Source organism: Wohlfahrtiimonas chitiniclastica, from assembly GCF_002252325.1.
Lineage (GTDB): Bacteria > Pseudomonadota > Gammaproteobacteria > Cardiobacteriales > Wohlfahrtiimonadaceae > Wohlfahrtiimonas > Wohlfahrtiimonas chitiniclastica.
This window is the reverse complement of the sequence record NZ_NEFL01000001.1, coordinates 124,465-141,551: the sequence shown is the minus strand read 5'-3', so window position 1 is coordinate 141,551 and position 17,087 is coordinate 124,465. Positions and strand designations below refer to the sequence as shown.

At 45.2% G+C, this 17,087-nt stretch carries 16 protein-coding genes; 6 read left to right on the top strand and 10 right to left on the bottom strand.

Going from position 1 to position 17,087, the window contains the following annotated elements; all coding sequences use genetic code 11:
- The first annotated feature begins 3 nt into the window (after positions 1-3).
- The 3 genes from feoB (at position 4) to B9T10_RS00705 (ending at position 3,139) form a co-directional block, all read left to right on the top strand.
- Positions 4-2,364 carry a Fe(2+) transporter permease subunit FeoB gene (gene feoB, locus B9T10_RS00715; protein ID WP_094537558.1) on the top strand — a complete coding sequence of 787 codons (2,361 nt, stop codon included), beginning with the start codon at positions 4-6 and terminating at the stop codon, positions 2,362-2,364.
- On the top strand, positions 2,364-2,624 hold the full coding sequence (locus tag B9T10_RS00710; RefSeq protein ID WP_094488699.1) for a FeoC-like transcriptional regulator: 261 nt from the start codon (positions 2,364-2,366) through the stop codon (positions 2,622-2,624). Before feoB ends, B9T10_RS00710 begins: the two co-directional genes overlap by 1 nt.
- 74 nt (positions 2,625-2,698) lie before the next feature.
- Positions 2,699-3,139 carry an OsmC family protein gene (locus B9T10_RS00705; protein WP_094490989.1) on the top strand — a complete coding sequence of 147 codons (441 nt, stop codon included), beginning with the start codon at positions 2,699-2,701 and terminating at the stop codon, positions 3,137-3,139.
- Here B9T10_RS00705 and B9T10_RS00700 read toward each other — a convergent pair.
- Positions 3,136-3,951 carry a symmetrical bis(5'-nucleosyl)-tetraphosphatase gene (locus B9T10_RS00700; RefSeq protein WP_063455757.1) on the bottom strand — a complete coding sequence of 272 codons (816 nt, stop codon included), beginning with the start codon at positions 3,949-3,951 and terminating at the stop codon, positions 3,136-3,138. The genes B9T10_RS00705 and B9T10_RS00700 overlap by 4 nt on opposite strands.
- The gene (locus B9T10_RS00695) at positions 3,952-5,043 is read right to left on the bottom strand and encodes a tetratricopeptide repeat protein (protein ID WP_063455756.1); all 1,092 of its coding nucleotides are present in this window, start codon (positions 5,041-5,043) and stop codon (positions 3,952-3,954) included. It lies immediately after the preceding gene.
- Between the two features lie 198 nt (positions 5,044-5,241).
- Between B9T10_RS00695 and B9T10_RS00690 the strand changes: the two genes are divergently transcribed.
- The 3 genes from B9T10_RS00690 to cobT all read left to right on the top strand — a co-directional run bounded on the left by B9T10_RS00690 (position 5,242) and on the right by cobT (position 7,568).
- Positions 5,242-5,775, top strand: a complete 534-nt coding sequence (locus B9T10_RS00690) for a UPF0149 family protein (RefSeq protein ID WP_008314248.1) — start codon at positions 5,242-5,244, stop codon at positions 5,773-5,775.
- Positions 5,776-5,784: 9 nt separating this feature from the next.
- Entirely contained in the window at positions 5,785-6,408 is a 624-nt protein-coding gene (locus tag B9T10_RS00685; RefSeq protein WP_094537557.1) for a LysE family transporter, read from the top strand.
- 98 nt (positions 6,409-6,506) lie between these two features.
- Positions 6,507-7,568 (top strand): nicotinate-nucleotide--dimethylbenzimidazole phosphoribosyltransferase, encoded by a 1,062-nt coding sequence (gene cobT / locus B9T10_RS00680; protein WP_094537556.1) that lies wholly within the window; start codon positions 6,507-6,509, stop codon positions 7,566-7,568.
- A 49-nt stretch (positions 7,569-7,617) separates the two neighbouring features.
- Here the strand turns inward: cobT and B9T10_RS00675 are convergent, their stop codons facing one another.
- The 8 genes from B9T10_RS00675 to B9T10_RS00640 all read right to left on the bottom strand — a co-directional run bounded on the left by B9T10_RS00675 (position 7,618) and on the right by B9T10_RS00640 (position 17,085).
- Complete coding sequence (locus B9T10_RS00675) at positions 7,618-8,163, bottom strand: NADPH-dependent FMN reductase (RefSeq protein WP_094493316.1); 546 nt, start codon at positions 8,161-8,163, stop codon at positions 7,618-7,620.
- 89 nt (positions 8,164-8,252) lie between these two features.
- Entirely contained in the window at positions 8,253-9,530 is a 1,278-nt protein-coding gene (locus B9T10_RS00670) for an O-acetylhomoserine aminocarboxypropyltransferase/cysteine synthase family protein (protein ID WP_008314241.1), read from the bottom strand.
- Positions 9,531-9,789: 259 nt separating this feature from the next.
- Positions 9,790-10,920, bottom strand: a complete 1,131-nt coding sequence (gene hemW, locus B9T10_RS00665; protein WP_094537555.1) for a radical SAM family heme chaperone HemW — start codon at positions 10,918-10,920, stop codon at positions 9,790-9,792.
- Between the two features lie 12 nt (positions 10,921-10,932).
- Positions 10,933-11,691 carry an NAD(+) synthase gene (nadE, locus tag B9T10_RS00660; RefSeq protein WP_094537554.1) on the bottom strand — a complete coding sequence of 253 codons (759 nt, stop codon included), beginning with the start codon at positions 11,689-11,691 and terminating at the stop codon, positions 10,933-10,935.
- Positions 11,681-12,778 (bottom strand): nicotinate phosphoribosyltransferase, encoded by a 1,098-nt coding sequence (locus B9T10_RS00655; RefSeq protein ID WP_008314235.1) that lies wholly within the window; start codon positions 12,776-12,778, stop codon positions 11,681-11,683. Before B9T10_RS00655 ends, nadE begins: the two co-directional genes overlap by 11 nt.
- Before the next feature lie 199 nt (positions 12,779-12,977).
- On the bottom strand, positions 12,978-13,385 hold the full coding sequence (locus B9T10_RS00650; protein WP_425528735.1) for a YqaA family protein: 408 nt from the start codon (positions 13,383-13,385) through the stop codon (positions 12,978-12,980).
- Between the two features lie 3 nt (positions 13,386-13,388).
- The gene (gene mscL, locus B9T10_RS00645; protein WP_018122339.1) at positions 13,389-13,820 is read right to left on the bottom strand and encodes a large conductance mechanosensitive channel protein MscL; all 432 of its coding nucleotides are present in this window, start codon (positions 13,818-13,820) and stop codon (positions 13,389-13,391) included.
- A 16-nt stretch (positions 13,821-13,836) separates the two neighbouring features.
- Complete coding sequence (locus B9T10_RS00640; RefSeq protein ID WP_094537552.1) at positions 13,837-17,085, bottom strand: AAA family ATPase; 3,249 nt, start codon at positions 17,083-17,085, stop codon at positions 13,837-13,839.
- Positions 17,086-17,087 lie beyond the last annotated feature (2 nt).

Below are 17,087 nucleotides of genomic sequence, written 5' to 3'. Positions count from 1 at the left end.
TCCATGTCAAATAAAACCATTGCCCTACTCGGTAACCCTAATTGCGGCAAAACGACGCTCTTTAACGCATTAACTGGCAGCAATCAGAAAGTTGCCAATTGGCCGGGCGTGACGGTGGATAAAAAAACAGGGCAATTTAACATTGATCACACCATCATTGATGTGGTGGATCTGCCGGGCACTTACTCTTTTGAAGGGGATTTAACGAACACCTCACAAGATGAATTGGTGGTGCGCCACTATTTGCTTGACCCAAAAAATCAAGAGAGCATCATCGTCAACATCATCGATGCCTCAAACTTGCAGCGCAGCCTTTATTTAACGTTTCAGCTCCTTGATTTGCGTCGCCCGATGATCATCGTGCTCAACATGATGGATGTGGCACGTTTAGAAGGCTATGAGATTTTCCATGCCTTATTGCAAGAAAAGCTCCATTGCCCCGTTGTCACCATCAGCGCCAGTAAAAATGAAGGCGTTGATGAGCTTAAAAAAGTGATCGCCGCGTATGATCCTGATTTATATGTGGATCATTTACCTTACAAAACCCTCAATCCAACGATCACCAACATCATTCAAACGCAGCTTGATTCCTTATCTGAGCAAAGCATTCTCAATCAAATGAGCCCTTGGCTGGTGCTTGAATCCATCAAAGGGGATCACAAAGATCCTGCCTTCACAGCAGCAGACACCGCTGCCCTTTTAGAAACACGCAAAGAGATTGAAAATTTAGCCGAAGGCGAATATGACATCGCCATTGCCAGCGCCCGCTATGAGTCCATTGATGAGCTCGCAAAAGACGTGATCAAAACTGTCGGCATTGCCAGTACAAAGCTCACCTACAAAATCGACAAATGGGCACTCGGGCGCTTTACGGGTTTACCCATCTTTTTATTGGTGATGTTTTTAATGTTCGCCATCGCCATCAATGTGGGCTCTGCTTTCATTGATTTCTTTGAGATTCTCTTTTCCGCGATTTTTGTCGATGGTTTAGCGAGCGTTCTCAATGGCTGGGGCGCGCCGGATTGGCTCGTCACCTTTTTAGCCAACGGCATTGGTGAAGGGATCAAAACAGTGGCTTCATTCATTCCCGTACTCACCATGATGTTTTTATGCTTATCCTTATTAGAGGATTCAGGCTACATGGCACGTGCTGCCATGGTGGTGGATCGCGGCATGCGCGCCATTGGTTTACCGGGCAAAGCCTTTGTGCCGATGTTGGTGGGCTTTGGGTGCAACATTCCTGCCATTATGGGCACACGCACCCTAGAGAGCCACCGCGATCGATTGATGTCCATCATGATGATTCCCTTTATGTCCTGCGGTGCTCGCTTACCTGTGTATGCACTGTTTGCCGCCATTTTCTTCCCAACGAATGTGGGCATGGTGGTCTATTTGCTCTATCTGCTAGGCATTGTGGTGGCGATTTTTACAGGATTTGCCCTCAAGTTCTCCATCTTAAAAGGGCCAAATACGCCGTTCATTATGGAATTGCCCGCTTACCATTTACCCACCTTTAAAGGCATCATGCTCACCACATGGGAGCGCCTCAAAAGCTTTATTTACAAAGCCGGTAAAGCCATCATTTTAGTGGTGGCCATTTTAGGCATTTTAAACAGCTGGGGCACTGATGGCTCCTTTGGCAATGCGGATTCTGATAAATCAGTATTATCGAGCATTGGCCGCACCATCACGCCAGCGTTTGAACCAATGGGCATCACTGAAGAAAACTGGCCAGCCACTGTTGGGATTTTTACCGGTATTTTTGCCAAAGAATCGGTCATTGGTACGCTCAATGCCCTTTATTCTCACAATACTGAGCATGAAGATTTTAATTTCTGGGCAACCGTGGGTTCCGCATTTGCCACCATTCCTGAGAATTTGGCAGGCATTCCAGGATTATTGCTCGATCCGCTTGGCATCTCTGAAAAAGTGGCAGATGGCGACTTAGAAACCATCAAAAATGACAATGAAGTGGATGATTCCACCGTCACGCAAATTCAGCAATATTTCACCTCTGACGCCGCTGTGATTGCTTATCTCATTTTCATTTTGCTCTATACGCCGTGTGTTGCTGCATTGGGCTCTGTCTACCGTGAAGCAGGCGCAAAATGGACAATTTTGGTGGCCTCTTGGACATTCATCATCGGCTGGTTATTGGCGGTGGCATATTATCAAGCCTCGCTATTGTCGGCAGGCTCAAGCACGGCAATGTTCTGGATCATGGGCACTGTGATTGCGCTCTTTGCCCTCTTTATGCTGCTTCGCTGGATGGGTCACAAAGAGATTTTCACGCAATCCCATGCCATTGTGGCGCAAAGTCACGTCAAGCGCTGCTGCGATGACAACAAGAAGTGCTGCGGATAATGTTACTCCTTGAGATCAAAGCCTACATTGAGGCACAAAAAGAGGTGACGCTGCCGCGATTGGCAGCGCACTTTAACATTCCTGAAAGTGTGGCATTTGACATGGCAGAACGCTGGGTCACAAAAGGTAAAATCGAGAAAATCACCGTTGCATGCAGTACATTAACATCAGGCTGCGGGGATTGCGGCTCAAGCAGTTGTGCTGTCAAAACGTTGGTTACGCCAAAGCCTAGCCAACAAATTTTGTATCGCGCCCTTTAGTTTAGCCTTATGGGGATAAATCCGCTAAGATAAAGCGTAAACACCCATAAAATGACAACGATTAGGAGAATACAATGAGCGACAACGCTGCAAAAGTTTATCAAGCCCGCACCACCATCACCGATGGCTTTCAAGTCAAAATTGAAGCGCGTGATCACACCCTTTATTTTGATGAGCCTAAACCCTTTGGCGAAGATACGGGCATGACGCCTGTGGAAGGTTTACTTGGTGCCATTGGCGCATGTAAATCCATCGTGGCGAAAGTCACAGCTAAGCAAATGGGCATTGAATATCGCTCCATAGAAGTTTTGGTGGAAGGTGATTTTGATGCACGCGGCTATCAAGGCGATCCGGATGTCGCCATCGGTTTTAGCGACATTCGCACAACTTACGTGATTGATTCAGACGCCTCAGAAGAGAAGCTCAAGCAATTGATGGCCTTTGTGGATGCTCACTGCCCGGTCGCTGCCACCATTAAAGACAGCGCACCGATGAGTTCTACATTGCGCCGTTAGTCTTTACGCTTTTTATGAAACAATGGATGCGGCGATTGATCTAAACGAATCGCCGTCAATTTTTCACCCCAAGCGCAACCGGTATCAATGCACGTGATGTTGTTTTCACTGTGCAATCCAAGCGATGCCCAATGACCAAAAATCACCTCAGTCTTACCAAAGGCATTTGGCATTTTAAACCATGGAATGAGTGTCTCTGTCGCCTCTGACAATGGCACTTTGGCATCAAAGTCTAAATGCCCATCGGCAAAGAGATAACGCATGCGTGTAAACACATTGACAATGGCGCGAATGCGATCAATGCCTGTTAATGATTCATCCCAGTAATTTGGCTGATTGCCGAACATCTTTGGTACAAACTCGCCACACAATTCATCATCTTTTAACACCGTTTCAGCCTCTTTTGCAAGCTCAAGGGCTTGATCAATCGACCATGAGGGATGAATGCCTGCATGGCAAATCGCCACATCTAAATCCTCAATGTAATGCATTAAAGGCTGCTGACGAAGGAAATGAATGTACGCATCCACATCAGGGCTTTGCATCAATTGATCATACGTATCGTGACGCTTTAAGCGAATCAACCCTTGTGCATACACCAAAAATGCCAAATCATGATTGCCCAATACCGGAAAAATCGAGTCGGTGTGCTTCATCAGGTAATTTAAGGTTTTCTCTGACTTAGGACCGCGATTGATGAGATCGCCCACCAAATAGAGGCGATCTTTGGCGTGATCAAATTCAATTTTTTCCAATAATTTCTTAAATTCACGATAACAACCGTGCAGATCACCCATTGCATAAATGGCCATTTAATTTTTATTCCTACTGTTTAAATACTCATGCAGGCGCTGAATGCTATTGTATTGGGCATGAATGGACCATGCATAACTTGAGGCTAACTCCTCCATCCCACTTTGACCAAGCGCACCGACATATTCACGCAGCGTCAAACCATCGGTTTGCGCCACCACCGTTTGGGCTTGCTCATAATAATCTAAGGCGCGCTCAAAATCATCTTGTGACACATAAAAATAGATCAAATCAAACAAGGCTGATAAGGAGAAATAATGCAATTGATCGGCTGATTTCGTCAAGCTTTGATTCACATTTTTAAGGGCATCTAAATACATTCTTTCAGCCTCTTTCGGGTGCCCTGTTTGCACTAAAATCCAGCCGAGCATCGATTCTGTGCGCGCTAAATTGTAATGATCACGCGCTTTTGCACTCATGTGCAGCTCATATTTTTGATCTAAAATGCGTTTTGCTTTATCAAACTGCCCAAAATCTAGATAAAATTGCGCCAAATTTTCCATCGCAAGCACTGTGCGAATGTCCCCAAAGCCCAGATATTTCATGTCATTATTGAGGGCATAATTATAATAATACTCAGCCTGACTCAATAAATTACGGGTTTCATACGTCCATGCGAGCATGCGAAGGGTTGCGCCATAATCGGTATTGTAGGGGTATTTTTTCCGAATGGAGATCGCAGTTTCCAATAAATTGGTGACGGTTTGAATGTCTTTATTTTCAATATCATACGTCCAAACCAACGCTTCTAAGACATTGGCATACAATAATTCATTGGCCACATCATTTTCGATCAACGTTTTTGCATCGAGCAGCAAGGCACGCGAGACTAATTTATCTTTCTCTAAACCTGCCACTTTCAGGAGCGCTTCCACATAAATGGCATTGCGCTGATCCCCTTCGTATTCATCTAAGCCGCGCTGATAATAAGTTTTTGCCAACTCTTCATTGTTTTGCTCTAAAAACCAATCGCCAATCAGTAACGTATTTTGTAAACGCTGGGCAGGATTTTCTGACAATTCAATGATGGTATCTAATGCGGAACCTTGCGCTGCTTCTTCAGCCATCGCCATAGAAGAAGAGATTCCCATATTCAGAATCCCTAGCATTCCCAATGTTTTCAATGAAATTTTCATAAATGACGGCCCAAGTCTGTTGTGCAAATGATACAGATTTTCTATTTTACAACAAAACATAGTATCAAAAAAATTTAATTCATGATGGATTAAAGCGATGATAATTGGGATAATTGACAATTATTTTGAAAAGTTTCAGTGAAAGGATGCTACATGAGCGCAAATCAAGACGTGTTATACAAAGAATATCAAGAGGTTCTCGCCGGTTTAAACCCATCAGAGGCGCAAGGCATCCTGATTGCTTACATCTGTGCGCATCCAAATGAAGCGGTGTTGCTGTGGATCAAAGAGCTCTCTCGCTTAACAAATGATGGCATCAAAGAGGGTGATTTACTCGTTCAACTCTATAAAGAGACGGTGCAATCTTTAAACGATTTAAATTTCACCTTCACACCATTATTGCCAGAAGATGCGGACATTTATCAAAAAATCGCGGCCTTACAACAATGTGGTGAAGGTTTAGTGTACGGCATTGGCATGAATCACCTTAAGTTAGAAGGCGATGCCTATGAGTTCATGAATGATTTGATTGAATTTACCCATGCAGACTTTGAACCTGAAGATGAGATTGATGATGAAGCCACTGAACAAGACTTTGAAGAGATCTTAGAATTCGTTCGCATGGGCATTTTACTCATCTATCATGAAATCCTTCAAACCACAGAAGCAAAAAAACCAAAAGCGTAATCGACATTTATGATCCTACTTGCCTCCATTGCCATGACACAGTTGGTCGCCCTAGCGTCTCCTGGGCCTGATTTTTTCTTCATCTCGCAAGTGGCAGCAAGCCGCCCGCGTGAAGATGCACTCAAAGCCATTTTTGGGGTCACATTGGGCGTTTTTGTGTGGGCGTTGCTTGCCCTCCTTGGCTTAAACATTGTGTTAAAACAGTTGCCTTGGCTCCATCGCGGCATCATGACCCTTGGGGGCAGTTATTTACTCTATTTAGCTTATTTATTGATGCGCGCAGCCCTCAAGCCTATACAAATGACCGCGCGTAATGCCACCGCTGTCAAACAGCGCTTTTTCTTAAAAGGGCTTTTGACCAATCTATCTAACACCAAAGCCCTCATCTATTTTGTGAGTGTCTTTTCAGCAATTGTCACAGGCTCTGTTGATCTTTCCACCAAAGCCATGATTGTAGGCATCATCACCTTAGAAACTTTGGTGTGGTTTTTATTCATTGCCCGCCTTTTTTCACTGCCAAAGGTGAAACAAAAATATCAGCAATACGCACCCTATATCGATGGTTTAGCCGGCATTTGCTTCTTATTGTTTGGTGGATTTTTGGTCTATGCGGGATTGTTTAGCGCGCTTTAATCATAAAAATTCATAAAAAGCCCGCCATAATCATTGCAAAACATCTAGATAATGGTAGGCTAAGTGAATCTGAGCGACTTGCAGATTCAAGGATCATTATGAGAACGTATCACATTCAAGAGCCTGACTTAATCATTAAAAAACAGGTCCAAGCCACACTTGATGGCCTCTCAAAACCGATTGGTTCCCTCGGTAAGCTTGAGGGTGTCGCCCGCAAAATTGCCACGATCCAAAAAACATTGACCCCAACATTGACGCACCCGCATCATCTTATTTTTGTGGGAGACAATGGCATCAGTGACGAACAGATCAGCCCAAGCCCAAAAGAGATCACCTGGCAACAAGCGATGAACATCATGCAAGGCGGTGCGGGCATCAATGTCTTTGTGCGACAACATCATTTTGATTTAGTGGTGATCGATGCTGGCACTGATCATGACTTCCCCACCGATATGGGCATCATTGATCGCAAAATTCGTCGTGGCACCCGTAATTTTCTCCATGAAGCGGCCTTATTGCCCGATGAAGTCAACCTTGCTTTGCAATATGGTGAAGAGGTGGTCAACCTCATTGATCATCATGGCTGCAATGTGGTCTCGATGGGTGAGCTCGGTGTGGGCAGTACAGCGGCAGCCTCGATGTGGATGTCGTTATTAACGAGCATCCCGCTGCCACAATGTTCAGGTTATGCCTTTGGCGGCAAATACAGTGATCATAAATTGCATGTCCTGACGGATGCATTAAAACGCTTTGTATTACCCGTGACACCCATGAATGTGATGAGTGAATTCGGTTCTCTTGAACTCATCATGGCAACGGGTGCTATGCTCAGAGCCGCTGAACTCAATATGGTGATTCTCATTGATGGTTTTTTAATGAGCACGGCATTTTTAATGGCATATAAAATCAATCCAGACATCGAGCATTACGCCATTTTCTGTCAACGCAGTGAAGATAAAGGTCATCGCCAATTGCTTGAATACCTAGGCGTTGAACCCCTGCTCCACTTAAACTTTTATGTCGGCGAAGGCAGTGGCGCTGTGTGCGCCTACCCCCTCATTCAATCGGCGGTCAATCTATTGACACAAATGAGCCGCTTTGATGAAACCTTCACCCAACGCACATGCTATGATCTAAATGATCCTGCAATCGATGCATAAAAAAAGCTGGCTAAGCCAGCTTTTTCTTGATCCTGCCAATCTCACATGCTTAACCGTTGTGCTTAACCCACTCCACAAACTGATTAACCCAACCTTCTAAATAGGCTTTGGTGCTGTCATTGGTGATGTGCCCATCGGTATCAAAGGTATTGTCATGATATTGCAAATACACATCTGGCTGACTCATCACAGGCATATTAAGGCACGATAAAATATTACGAAGGTGCTGCTGAGCCAGTGCAGTGCCTAAAGCGCCTGGGCTTGTGCCCAAAATACCGGCAGGTTTACCTTGCCAAACACTGCTGCCATAAGGACGAGAGCCGTGATCAATGGCATTTTTTAATAATGCAGGAATGGAGCGATTGTACTCAGGGGTCACGAAAATCACCGCATCCGATGCTGCAATCACCTTTTTAAAGTTTAACACTGCCTCAGGCGTTGGGGCTTCATTGTCTTGATTGTACATGGGCAACTGACTGAGATCGGCAAACACCGCCTCATAATCTGCGGGCAAAAGATGACTGACCGCCACCGCTAACTGTTGATTCAATGAGCCTTGACGAATACTACCAACAACAAATGCGATTGTTTTCACACAACTCTCCTTTCTGTTTTTTATGAGTATGATGCCATTATAGTACCACTTCACATAAAAAAATCCCCCAATTTCTGGGGGATTTTATCTTAGCCGCGTTGTAAGGCTTGATCAAGATCAGCTTTAATGTCTTCGACATTCTCAAGCCCCACAGAAATGCGGATGAAACCTTCAGAGATGCCAAGGGCTGCCAACTCATCTGCGGGTGTTTGACGATGCGTGGTGCTCGCAGGATGCGTCACGATTGTGCGCACATCACCCACATTCACCGCATGAATGCCAAGCTCTAAACCATTGATAAAGGCACGACTCTTCTCACGTCCACCTTTAATGCCAAAGGCTAAAATGCCGCCTGCACCTTTCGGGAAATATGCTTTAGCACGGTCATAATCAGGATTGCTTTCCAATAAAGGATAGCTCACCCACTCCACTTGAGGATGATTTTCTAACCACTGAGCCAATGCCAATGCACTTTTCGAAACGTAATCTAAACGTAAGTGCAAGGTTTGAATGCCTTGAAGAACTAAAAATGCATTAAATGGGCTCAAAGAAGCACCAATATCACGCAACACATGGGCACGGGCTTTGATTAAAAAGGCTAAGTTGCCAAAAGCCTCTGTATACACCAAGCCATGATAAGCGTCTTGTGGCGTGGTTAAGCTTGGGAATTTACCATTGTTCCAATCAAATGTACCTGAGTCTACAATCACACCCGCAAGCGCATTGCCATGACCACCTAAATATTTCGTGGCAGAATGCACCACAATGTTGACGCCATGATCAAAGGCTCTGAAAATCGCAGGCGGTGTGAAGGTGCTGTCCACCACAAATGGCACATCATTGGCTTTGGCAAGGGCTGCAAATTTTTCCACATTCAACACTTCAACTTTCGGATTGCCAATCACTTCGGCAAACAAAATTTTGGTGTTTTCTTGAAAGGCTTGTTGAATCTCTTCGCGACTGGCATTTTGATCCACATAGGTCACTTCAATGCCAAAATTTTTCAATGTGTTAGAAAATAGAGAGTAACTGCCACCATAGATGGATTTAGAAGAGACAATGTGATCGCCTGATTCACAAATGCTCAACACTGTGGTCAACAATGCTGCTGCACCTGATGCTACAGACAAACCACCGACGCCGCCTTCTAGCTCTGCCACCACATTGCCAAGGGCATCATTGGTGGGGTTTGTTAAACGTGAATAGATGTTGCCAACGGCAGATAAGTTAAATAAATCCGCGCCATGGTCTGCATCATTAAAAGCAAATGCGGTGGATGTATGGATTGGGCGCACGATGGAATTGGTTTCATCGCCTCTAAAACCTTGGTGGACCGCTAACGTTTCTAAGTGTAATTTTTGTGTCATGGTTGTTTCTCCTCGTTGTGATGGTTTTTAAAATAAAAAAGCCGGAGTGATCATTGTCACTCCGGCTATGTTTTGCATGTTAAAACGATGATGCTTTAGAGAGTGACTCATACGGATTCGAGAGTCACTTTTGCAAGCAACTCTCTAAAGCATCATCATTTCAATTACAAATAATAGGTTCATTTTCTGTTCCAGATAGGTTTTACAGTATTTATAAAAGCACATTCCATTCGTGGCGTCAACACTCTTTTTTAAAAAATTAATCAATGAATTCTGAAAGCACACGATTTAAAAATAAAAAGCCTTTCTCTGTGGTGGCAAGCCTTTGTCCTTGTTGCAATAAGCCTTCTGATTGTAACGCTGCAATTTTTGCATCAATGCCACTGAAATCTAAATAGGTGCGCGCTGTAAAATATTCCATCGGCACGCCCGTTTTTAAGCGCAACACATTGAGCATGAACTCAAAGGGCAAATCCTCTTTGTCCACCTCTGTGATCGTCAAACGCTCAGCGGCTGATTTTTTCAAATATTGTGCGGGATGCTTTTCAAGCAATGTGCGCAAAATCTTCTGCTCACCTTGCATGGTGATCTTGCCATGCGCACCTGCGCCAATGCCAATGTAATCCCCAAATTCCCAATAATTGCGATTGTGCACCGATTGATGTCCTGCTTTCCCAAAGGCAGACACCTCATAATGCTCATAACCGTGCTGCGCTAAGCGTGCATAACTCTCAAGCTGCATGCGCTCAACCAATTCACTTTCAGGCAAAGGGGGCGGATATTTATGGAAAAAGGTGTTCGGCTCTAACGTCAATTGATAATGGGAGATGTGATCTGGCGCTAATGCCATCACGCCGTCTAAGTCGGACAATGCCTCTTCAAGAGTTTGATCAGGCAAGGCAAACATTAAATCACAATTGATGTTCGTAAAACCGGCAGCGCGGGCAACACTCACCGCACGCTTGGCTTCATCAGCTTGATGAATGCGCCCAAGTTTTTTCAAATGCTTGTCATTCAGACTTTGAATACCAATGGAAATTCTATTAATCCCAAGATCATGATACGCCTGAAAATACGCAGCATCCACAGTACCCGGATTCGCCTCAATGGTGATTTCTGCATTCGGATCAATGGAAAGATAGCTTCTCAATCCACTCATCAAACGCGCCATATCCTCAGGCTTCATTAAGCTTGGCGTGCCGCCACCAATGAAAATGGAGCGAATTTTGCGCCCCCAAATGTATGGCACAATGGTGACGACATCTTCAAGCAAAGCATTGACATAATCATCGTCATAGCCTTCAGTTTTGAGCTGATGGGAGTTAAAATCACAATACGGGCACTTCTGAATACACCATGGAAAGTGTATGTACAAACTTAATGGAATCATACAACCTACAATTTATTGAAACTCGGATAAGGGCTTAGGCGCATGGGGCAACTCGCGCTTATGCACAGAGCGGCTTTGCCAATGCTTGACCACTTTTTGAACATGATCAGAGACAAACTCACCGCGCAAGGCTCGGTTCATCTCATCATAACTGATGCCAATCTCCCCTTCATCGGTTTGATCTTCCCATAAACCACCGGAAGGCGCTTTATGAATGATTTCACTTGGGACACCTAAATGGCGCGCTAAATCAAAGACTTCATCTTTCATCAAATGGATCAATGGGACGATGTCCACGCCGCCATCACCATATTTGGTGAAGTAACCCATTTGCCACTCCACTTGATTGTCAGTCCCCACCACCAAGGCTTGATTCGCTTGAGCAATGGCATACAGCGTTGTCATGCGTAAACGTGCGCGCATATTGCCATCAATCACCAACGTTTCTGTCTTGGTTTGACCCTGCAAACGTGATGCGCCAATGGCGCCATACAGCGTGTGATGGGTACTGGATAAATCCACTGTAATGTTTGGCATTTTTGAGGCGTCTGCCACGATGTGGGCATCTTTTAAATCATTTGGATGGCTGTGACATGGCAACATCACCGCCAATGAGTTGTTGAGATCAGCCTTAGCCAATAAAAAACTCACCACCGCAGAATCAATGCCGCCACTTAAACCAAAGACATAACCGGTCATCGCGCGCGCATCACGCTCATCATGCAGCCATTGGATCAAATGATCCACATAACGCGTCCAATTATCCTTCATATGCCACCTTCTCTAATCTTGGGTTTGGCCAATATTCACGCCCGGCTTTCGCTTGGGGCTGACCATCGAGCAAAACATTATCGCCCGTAAAGCCAATATTGATCTCTAATAAACTTGAACCCACACCATAAACATTGATTGGCACATTGTGTTTTTCAAAATTGGCGATCTTCTCAGGCGTTAAACCGCCGCTGACAATGATGTTCACATGCTGATAACCTTCTGCATCTAATGCTTCACGCAGGGCAAACACCAACTCTTTATTGCAACCGCGCGGATCAAATTTACCAAGCAATTCAGGATTGCGCATAAAGTATTGATCCACCATATTGCCAGAGGTGTCAATGCGCACGGCCGCCAATTGATCGCCAAGTGTGCGCGCCACTTTTAATGAGTCGGTGATCACATCATTGTGATAATCCACAAGCACCACCAGTTGATCTTCAGGAAATGTCTCTTGATACGCTTTTGAAGCTGCCACAATGTCGCCATTAAAGAGCTGAATGAGCGCATGCGGCATTGTGCCAATGCCCTCTTTGCCCCACCATTCATTCATGGCATGGGTCGCTTGGGCAGAACTGCCACCAATGAAAGCTGCATAACCATCGCCCGCTTGCTGACTGAAATGATCATTGCGATCGCCCATAAAGAGCACCATTTTATCGCCCGCAGCTTTCACCACATGATGAACATTTGTCGCCACTGAGCTTCTTCTGGCTAAAATGCCGTCAATCAAGCCTTCTAAAAAGCCGAAATTTTCATAATGCCCCGTGATCGTGAGCACCGCCTCAAAGGGTTCGATCAGATCCCCATCATGCAGGGCATGAATCTCTAAGGATTCAGGATTTTTTGCAAAAGTATGAATCAAAGCAATGGATTCATCGATCCCACACACCACAACCTGTTCTTTGCGCTGAAAAAATTGCATCGTCACAATGCGATTTTGACAATATTTTTGGGCCAGTTCTGCGGTTTTTAGAAAATAGACGGCAGAGAACCAGCCATCTTTCACTCGTTCATCAAACTTAAATGTTTGATTGGTTAAACGTGCTATTTTGCCTTGTTGCTTCAACTCAAATTCTTTCATATTGTCATTGCCACTTCACTTGGTTGCGGTATTATCGCATTTTAAAAAAATTTATCAAAATAATTGATATTATGGGCATTATATTGAATAAGCATCATCAACTCTTCTGATAAACCTCCTGTTTTTCTCATCCTCATGCTTTGTTGAGTGTTCAAACATTTGTGCAACTGAATTTGCATTCTGTTTAATATATTAAACATTATTTCCAGAAAAAAAGCAAAATTATCATCCCATAACGTGCCATTTTTCCGATCAATAAATAGACCGAACACGCAAACATCGGCAACCGAAGCCAGCCTGCGGCTAAAGGCAACGCATCGCCAATCAATGGCACCCATGACAATAACAACACAGGGCTGCCATAACGGGTTAAATAATTTTGCACTTTTACAGAGGGCAATTGTTTAGGCGATATCAAACGCCCTAAAATGAGCGAAGTGATGCTGCCTAAAGCATTTGCAATGCTTGCAATGATGAGCGCAAGCCCTGCGGCTTCTGGGAATTTGGCTAAAAATGCCAATAAAGCCACTTCAGAGCTCCCTGGCAAAATGGTTGCCGAGGTGAACGCTGAGGTGGCCAATATCCCGAGCGCAGCCGCTTCGCTGATCACTTATTTTTGTTCAGATTGCTTGGCTAATAAATCGCGAATCTCTTTTAAATAATCTTCAGATGTTGGTGCAGGCGGTGCTTTAGGCGCTTCTTCTGCTTGTTTTTGCTCTTCATGAGCTGCCGCTGCCATGATTTTATTGGCAGTTTTCATGATGATGAACAACACGATCGCCGTGATGAAGAATGTGATGAGTGCACTCAATACAGCGCCGACGTTAAATGTCACACCTTGTACTTGGAACACTAAGTTGCCAAGTGCATCATCTGCTGAGGTTTTGCCCGTGGTTAACACAAAAATTAAGCTGATGATGGGCGTCAATAAACCTTCAACAATTTTGTTCACAATCGCAGTAAATGCCGTACCGATCACAACACCCACAGACAAATCTAAGATGTTGCCACGCAATAAAAACTTTTTAAACTCTTTAAACATAGGTTGTCCTTTTCAATTAACTCATTAACGAGGAATCAAGTTTAGTACATCCCGGGCCAATAATGATACTTTTTCCACCATTTTTTGGCTGAATTTGGATCTGTGTCGTGATTCGCTCTTTTAATGCCGACACATGGGAGATGATGCCAATGAGTTTGCCTTCCCCATGCAATCCCGCTAACAATGACAATGCCGTATCTAATGCATCTTCATCGAGCGTACCAAAGCCTTCATCTAAAAAGAGTGAATCCACCCGCACTTTTCGGCTTGCCATCTTTGATAAACCGAGCGCCAGCGCTAAACTGACAATGAAACTCTCTCCGCCAGATAAATTTTTCGTGGAACGCACTTCACCCGCCTGATAATTGTCAATCACATTGAGTTGAAGCGCCTCTTTTTCATCGCGCACCAATAAATAGCGATCCGACATTTTCATGAGCTCTTGATTCGCTTGGCGCACCATCAATTCAAACGTGAGCCCTTGGGCAAAGGTGCGATATTTTTTTCCATCAGCTGAGCCAATCAAATGGTTGAGTGCGCGCCACTGATCACGCGTCAGGCGCTGCTGTTCTATTGCGGCATGCGTTTGTGCCATGGTTGATTTTGCTGCACTGTTTTGTTGCCATGTTGCCTGTAAACTGCCAAGCTTTTGATTGACCTCATCAAGATGGCTCTGCTGCTCATCAAACTTCAGGGTCAAGGCCTCCATCGAGTCTGTGGTGAGGCTCAGTGCGTTAATCTCAATCAATCTTGCCTCTGCATCCGCTAAACGCATGCGATTTTCCTTCACTTGTGCATCGAGTGCATCCCTTTGTGTCTGCAATGCAATGCGCTCAGCTTTTGGCAACATGGCTGCAAGGACTGCTGTTTCTGAAGCAAAACCTGCCTCATGGCATGCTGTTGTCCATTCAGCATTCACGATCGCTAGCGTTGCAGCGCGCGCCTGAAGGCTTGCTGTTAAGCCAATCATGCGCTCTTCTAAGCGCATCACAGCTTCTGCCGCTTGTTGATGGGCTGTTTTGACCGTTTCAAGGGTGGTTTGACGCGCTGTTAAATCTGCCTGCCATTCAGCTTTCACCGCTGTGACAGCCGCATCACCTAAAAGTGTCTGACGTGCTTTGAGTTTCTCATCATACTGCCCTTGCCACGCTTTAAGCTCTTGCTCAAATGCTGTCAATTGCGCAGCACACGCCATTTTTTGCCCCGTCAAAGCGGCAAGCTCTGCCTGTAAGGGTTGCAATTGTTCGTTTTCCGCCTTGATTGTGGCCTCCGCCGCTGCCCATGCTGCTTTTCGCTCCGTCAGCTGCGTAAGCGCAGCTGCGCGGTCAAGGTCGGTCAAATCAAAATGCATCACCTCTGCATGCCATGTGTTTAAATCAGCCTTCACTGACTGCTCTAAGGCTTCAATCTGTGCAGCACTCTCATTAACAGCGCTTTGCGCATGTGAGACTTTAAGTGCCATCATCTCACACTCAGCTTGTGCCTGTTTAAGCGCCGTCATACTGTCCTGAGCGCGTTTTTCTGCTTGCTCTAACGCCACAAGTGCCATTTCAATGGCATCCATAATGCGAGTGATGCGAGCAACCTCTGCCTCTGCTTCGCTCGTTGGCAGTGGCGCTGTTACATAGGGATGCGCTGTTGATCCACACAGCGGACAGGGCTCATCCGTCTTCAAGCGCGCCCGTGCCGCCTCATAATTGTGTAGGGTTGCATGAAAGGACTGCTCACGCAGCCAATGATCTTTTTCTCGCTGATAATCTTTCAGGGTTTGCCCATTGTTCAACGTTTCAAGCGCCACTTTCTTGGTTGTCACTTCTGATTCTGCCGCGGAATTTTCGGCCAGGCTTTCCATCTTGACTGTGATCTGGGCAGTCATTTGCGTTTGCAAATGCTCAAGCGCCATCATTTGTTCAACATAATTATTTTTCAGCGCTAGGATTTTTGCATCGTGCTGCTTTAAGCGATCATCTATGGCACAAATGCGCGGCAATACCTCAATGAGCGCGCCATCTTTCGGGTGCGCTTGTAAATATGCCCGCTGCATTTCGCATTGCTGATGAATCTGAGCAATGCGCGCCTCAATTGCTTCAATCTGCGTTGTTAAGTCCTCTAAATTCGCGGCATCGTGACTTTGTTTTATTATGCCCTCCTCAATGCGCTCACGTATGGCATCCATCGCTTGATCAAGGGCAGATACGTGTTCCCATAAGTGCTCTTTGTCAGCGCGTTCAGCTAATAAAGATTCAAGTGCATGAGTCGCCGCATCGACCTTCTGCTGATGCTGCTGACAACGCTCTTTTTGAAGCGGTAAGGCTTCTGCCTGCTGCTTGAGCTGCTCTTCATCGCGCGCATGATCTTTTCTCAACTGATCAAGATGCTCAAGTCGCCCTTCTAATGTTGCCGCTTGCAGTGCTTGATTGAGGCGCGTTTGTTGAGGCTCAAATGCCGACCACTGCTCAGAGACATGCAATGCCTCATGCTGCAATTCACTAATGTGCTGCATGAGCGCCTGACGATCTTTTTGCCATGCCATCGCTGCTTGTGTTTGAGCAATCTCTGCTTTTAATTCGGTGAGCTTGTGTGCACAATCATCCATCGAGGCTTGAAGCATCATTTCCTCTTCAAGCGTGAGCAGCTGCACAGCTTCCACAGACGCCGTTAAATCGTCAAAAGCATGTTCCTCTTTCCGCATGCGGTTGAACACTGATTTAGAAATCTCTGCATAGATCTCTGTGCCCGTCAATTGCTCTAAAATTTTGGACTTCTCATCGCTATTGGCCTTTAAAAAACCATCAAATTGCCCTTGTGCCAACAAAATAGAGCGCGTAAAACGCTTAAAATCCATGCCTGTTTTCTCTTCAACGACGGCAGGCACTTTACTGCGCTTACTCTCTAAAATATTGCCTGTCTCATCACTGATTTCATGACGCGGATCTTGCAATGCGCCCGTGATGGATTTACGGGCGCGGCGCTGATCAAAACGGCATAAAAATTCTCCTGCTTGGGATAAAAAGCGCACCTCTGCATAGCATTCAAAGGTGTGACGACTCATGATTTCATTGTCGGTTTTAGTGATGCTGCCAAGACGCGGCGTTTGCCCATAGAGCGCTAAACAAATGGCATCTAAAATGGTGGATTTACCGGCGCCCGTTGGGCCTGTTAAAGCAAAAATACCATGAGTTTGATAAGCATCGTCCGTGAAATCAATGTGCCATTCGCCTTGTAGGGAATTTAAATTTTTAAAGCGCAATTCTAAAATTTTCATGC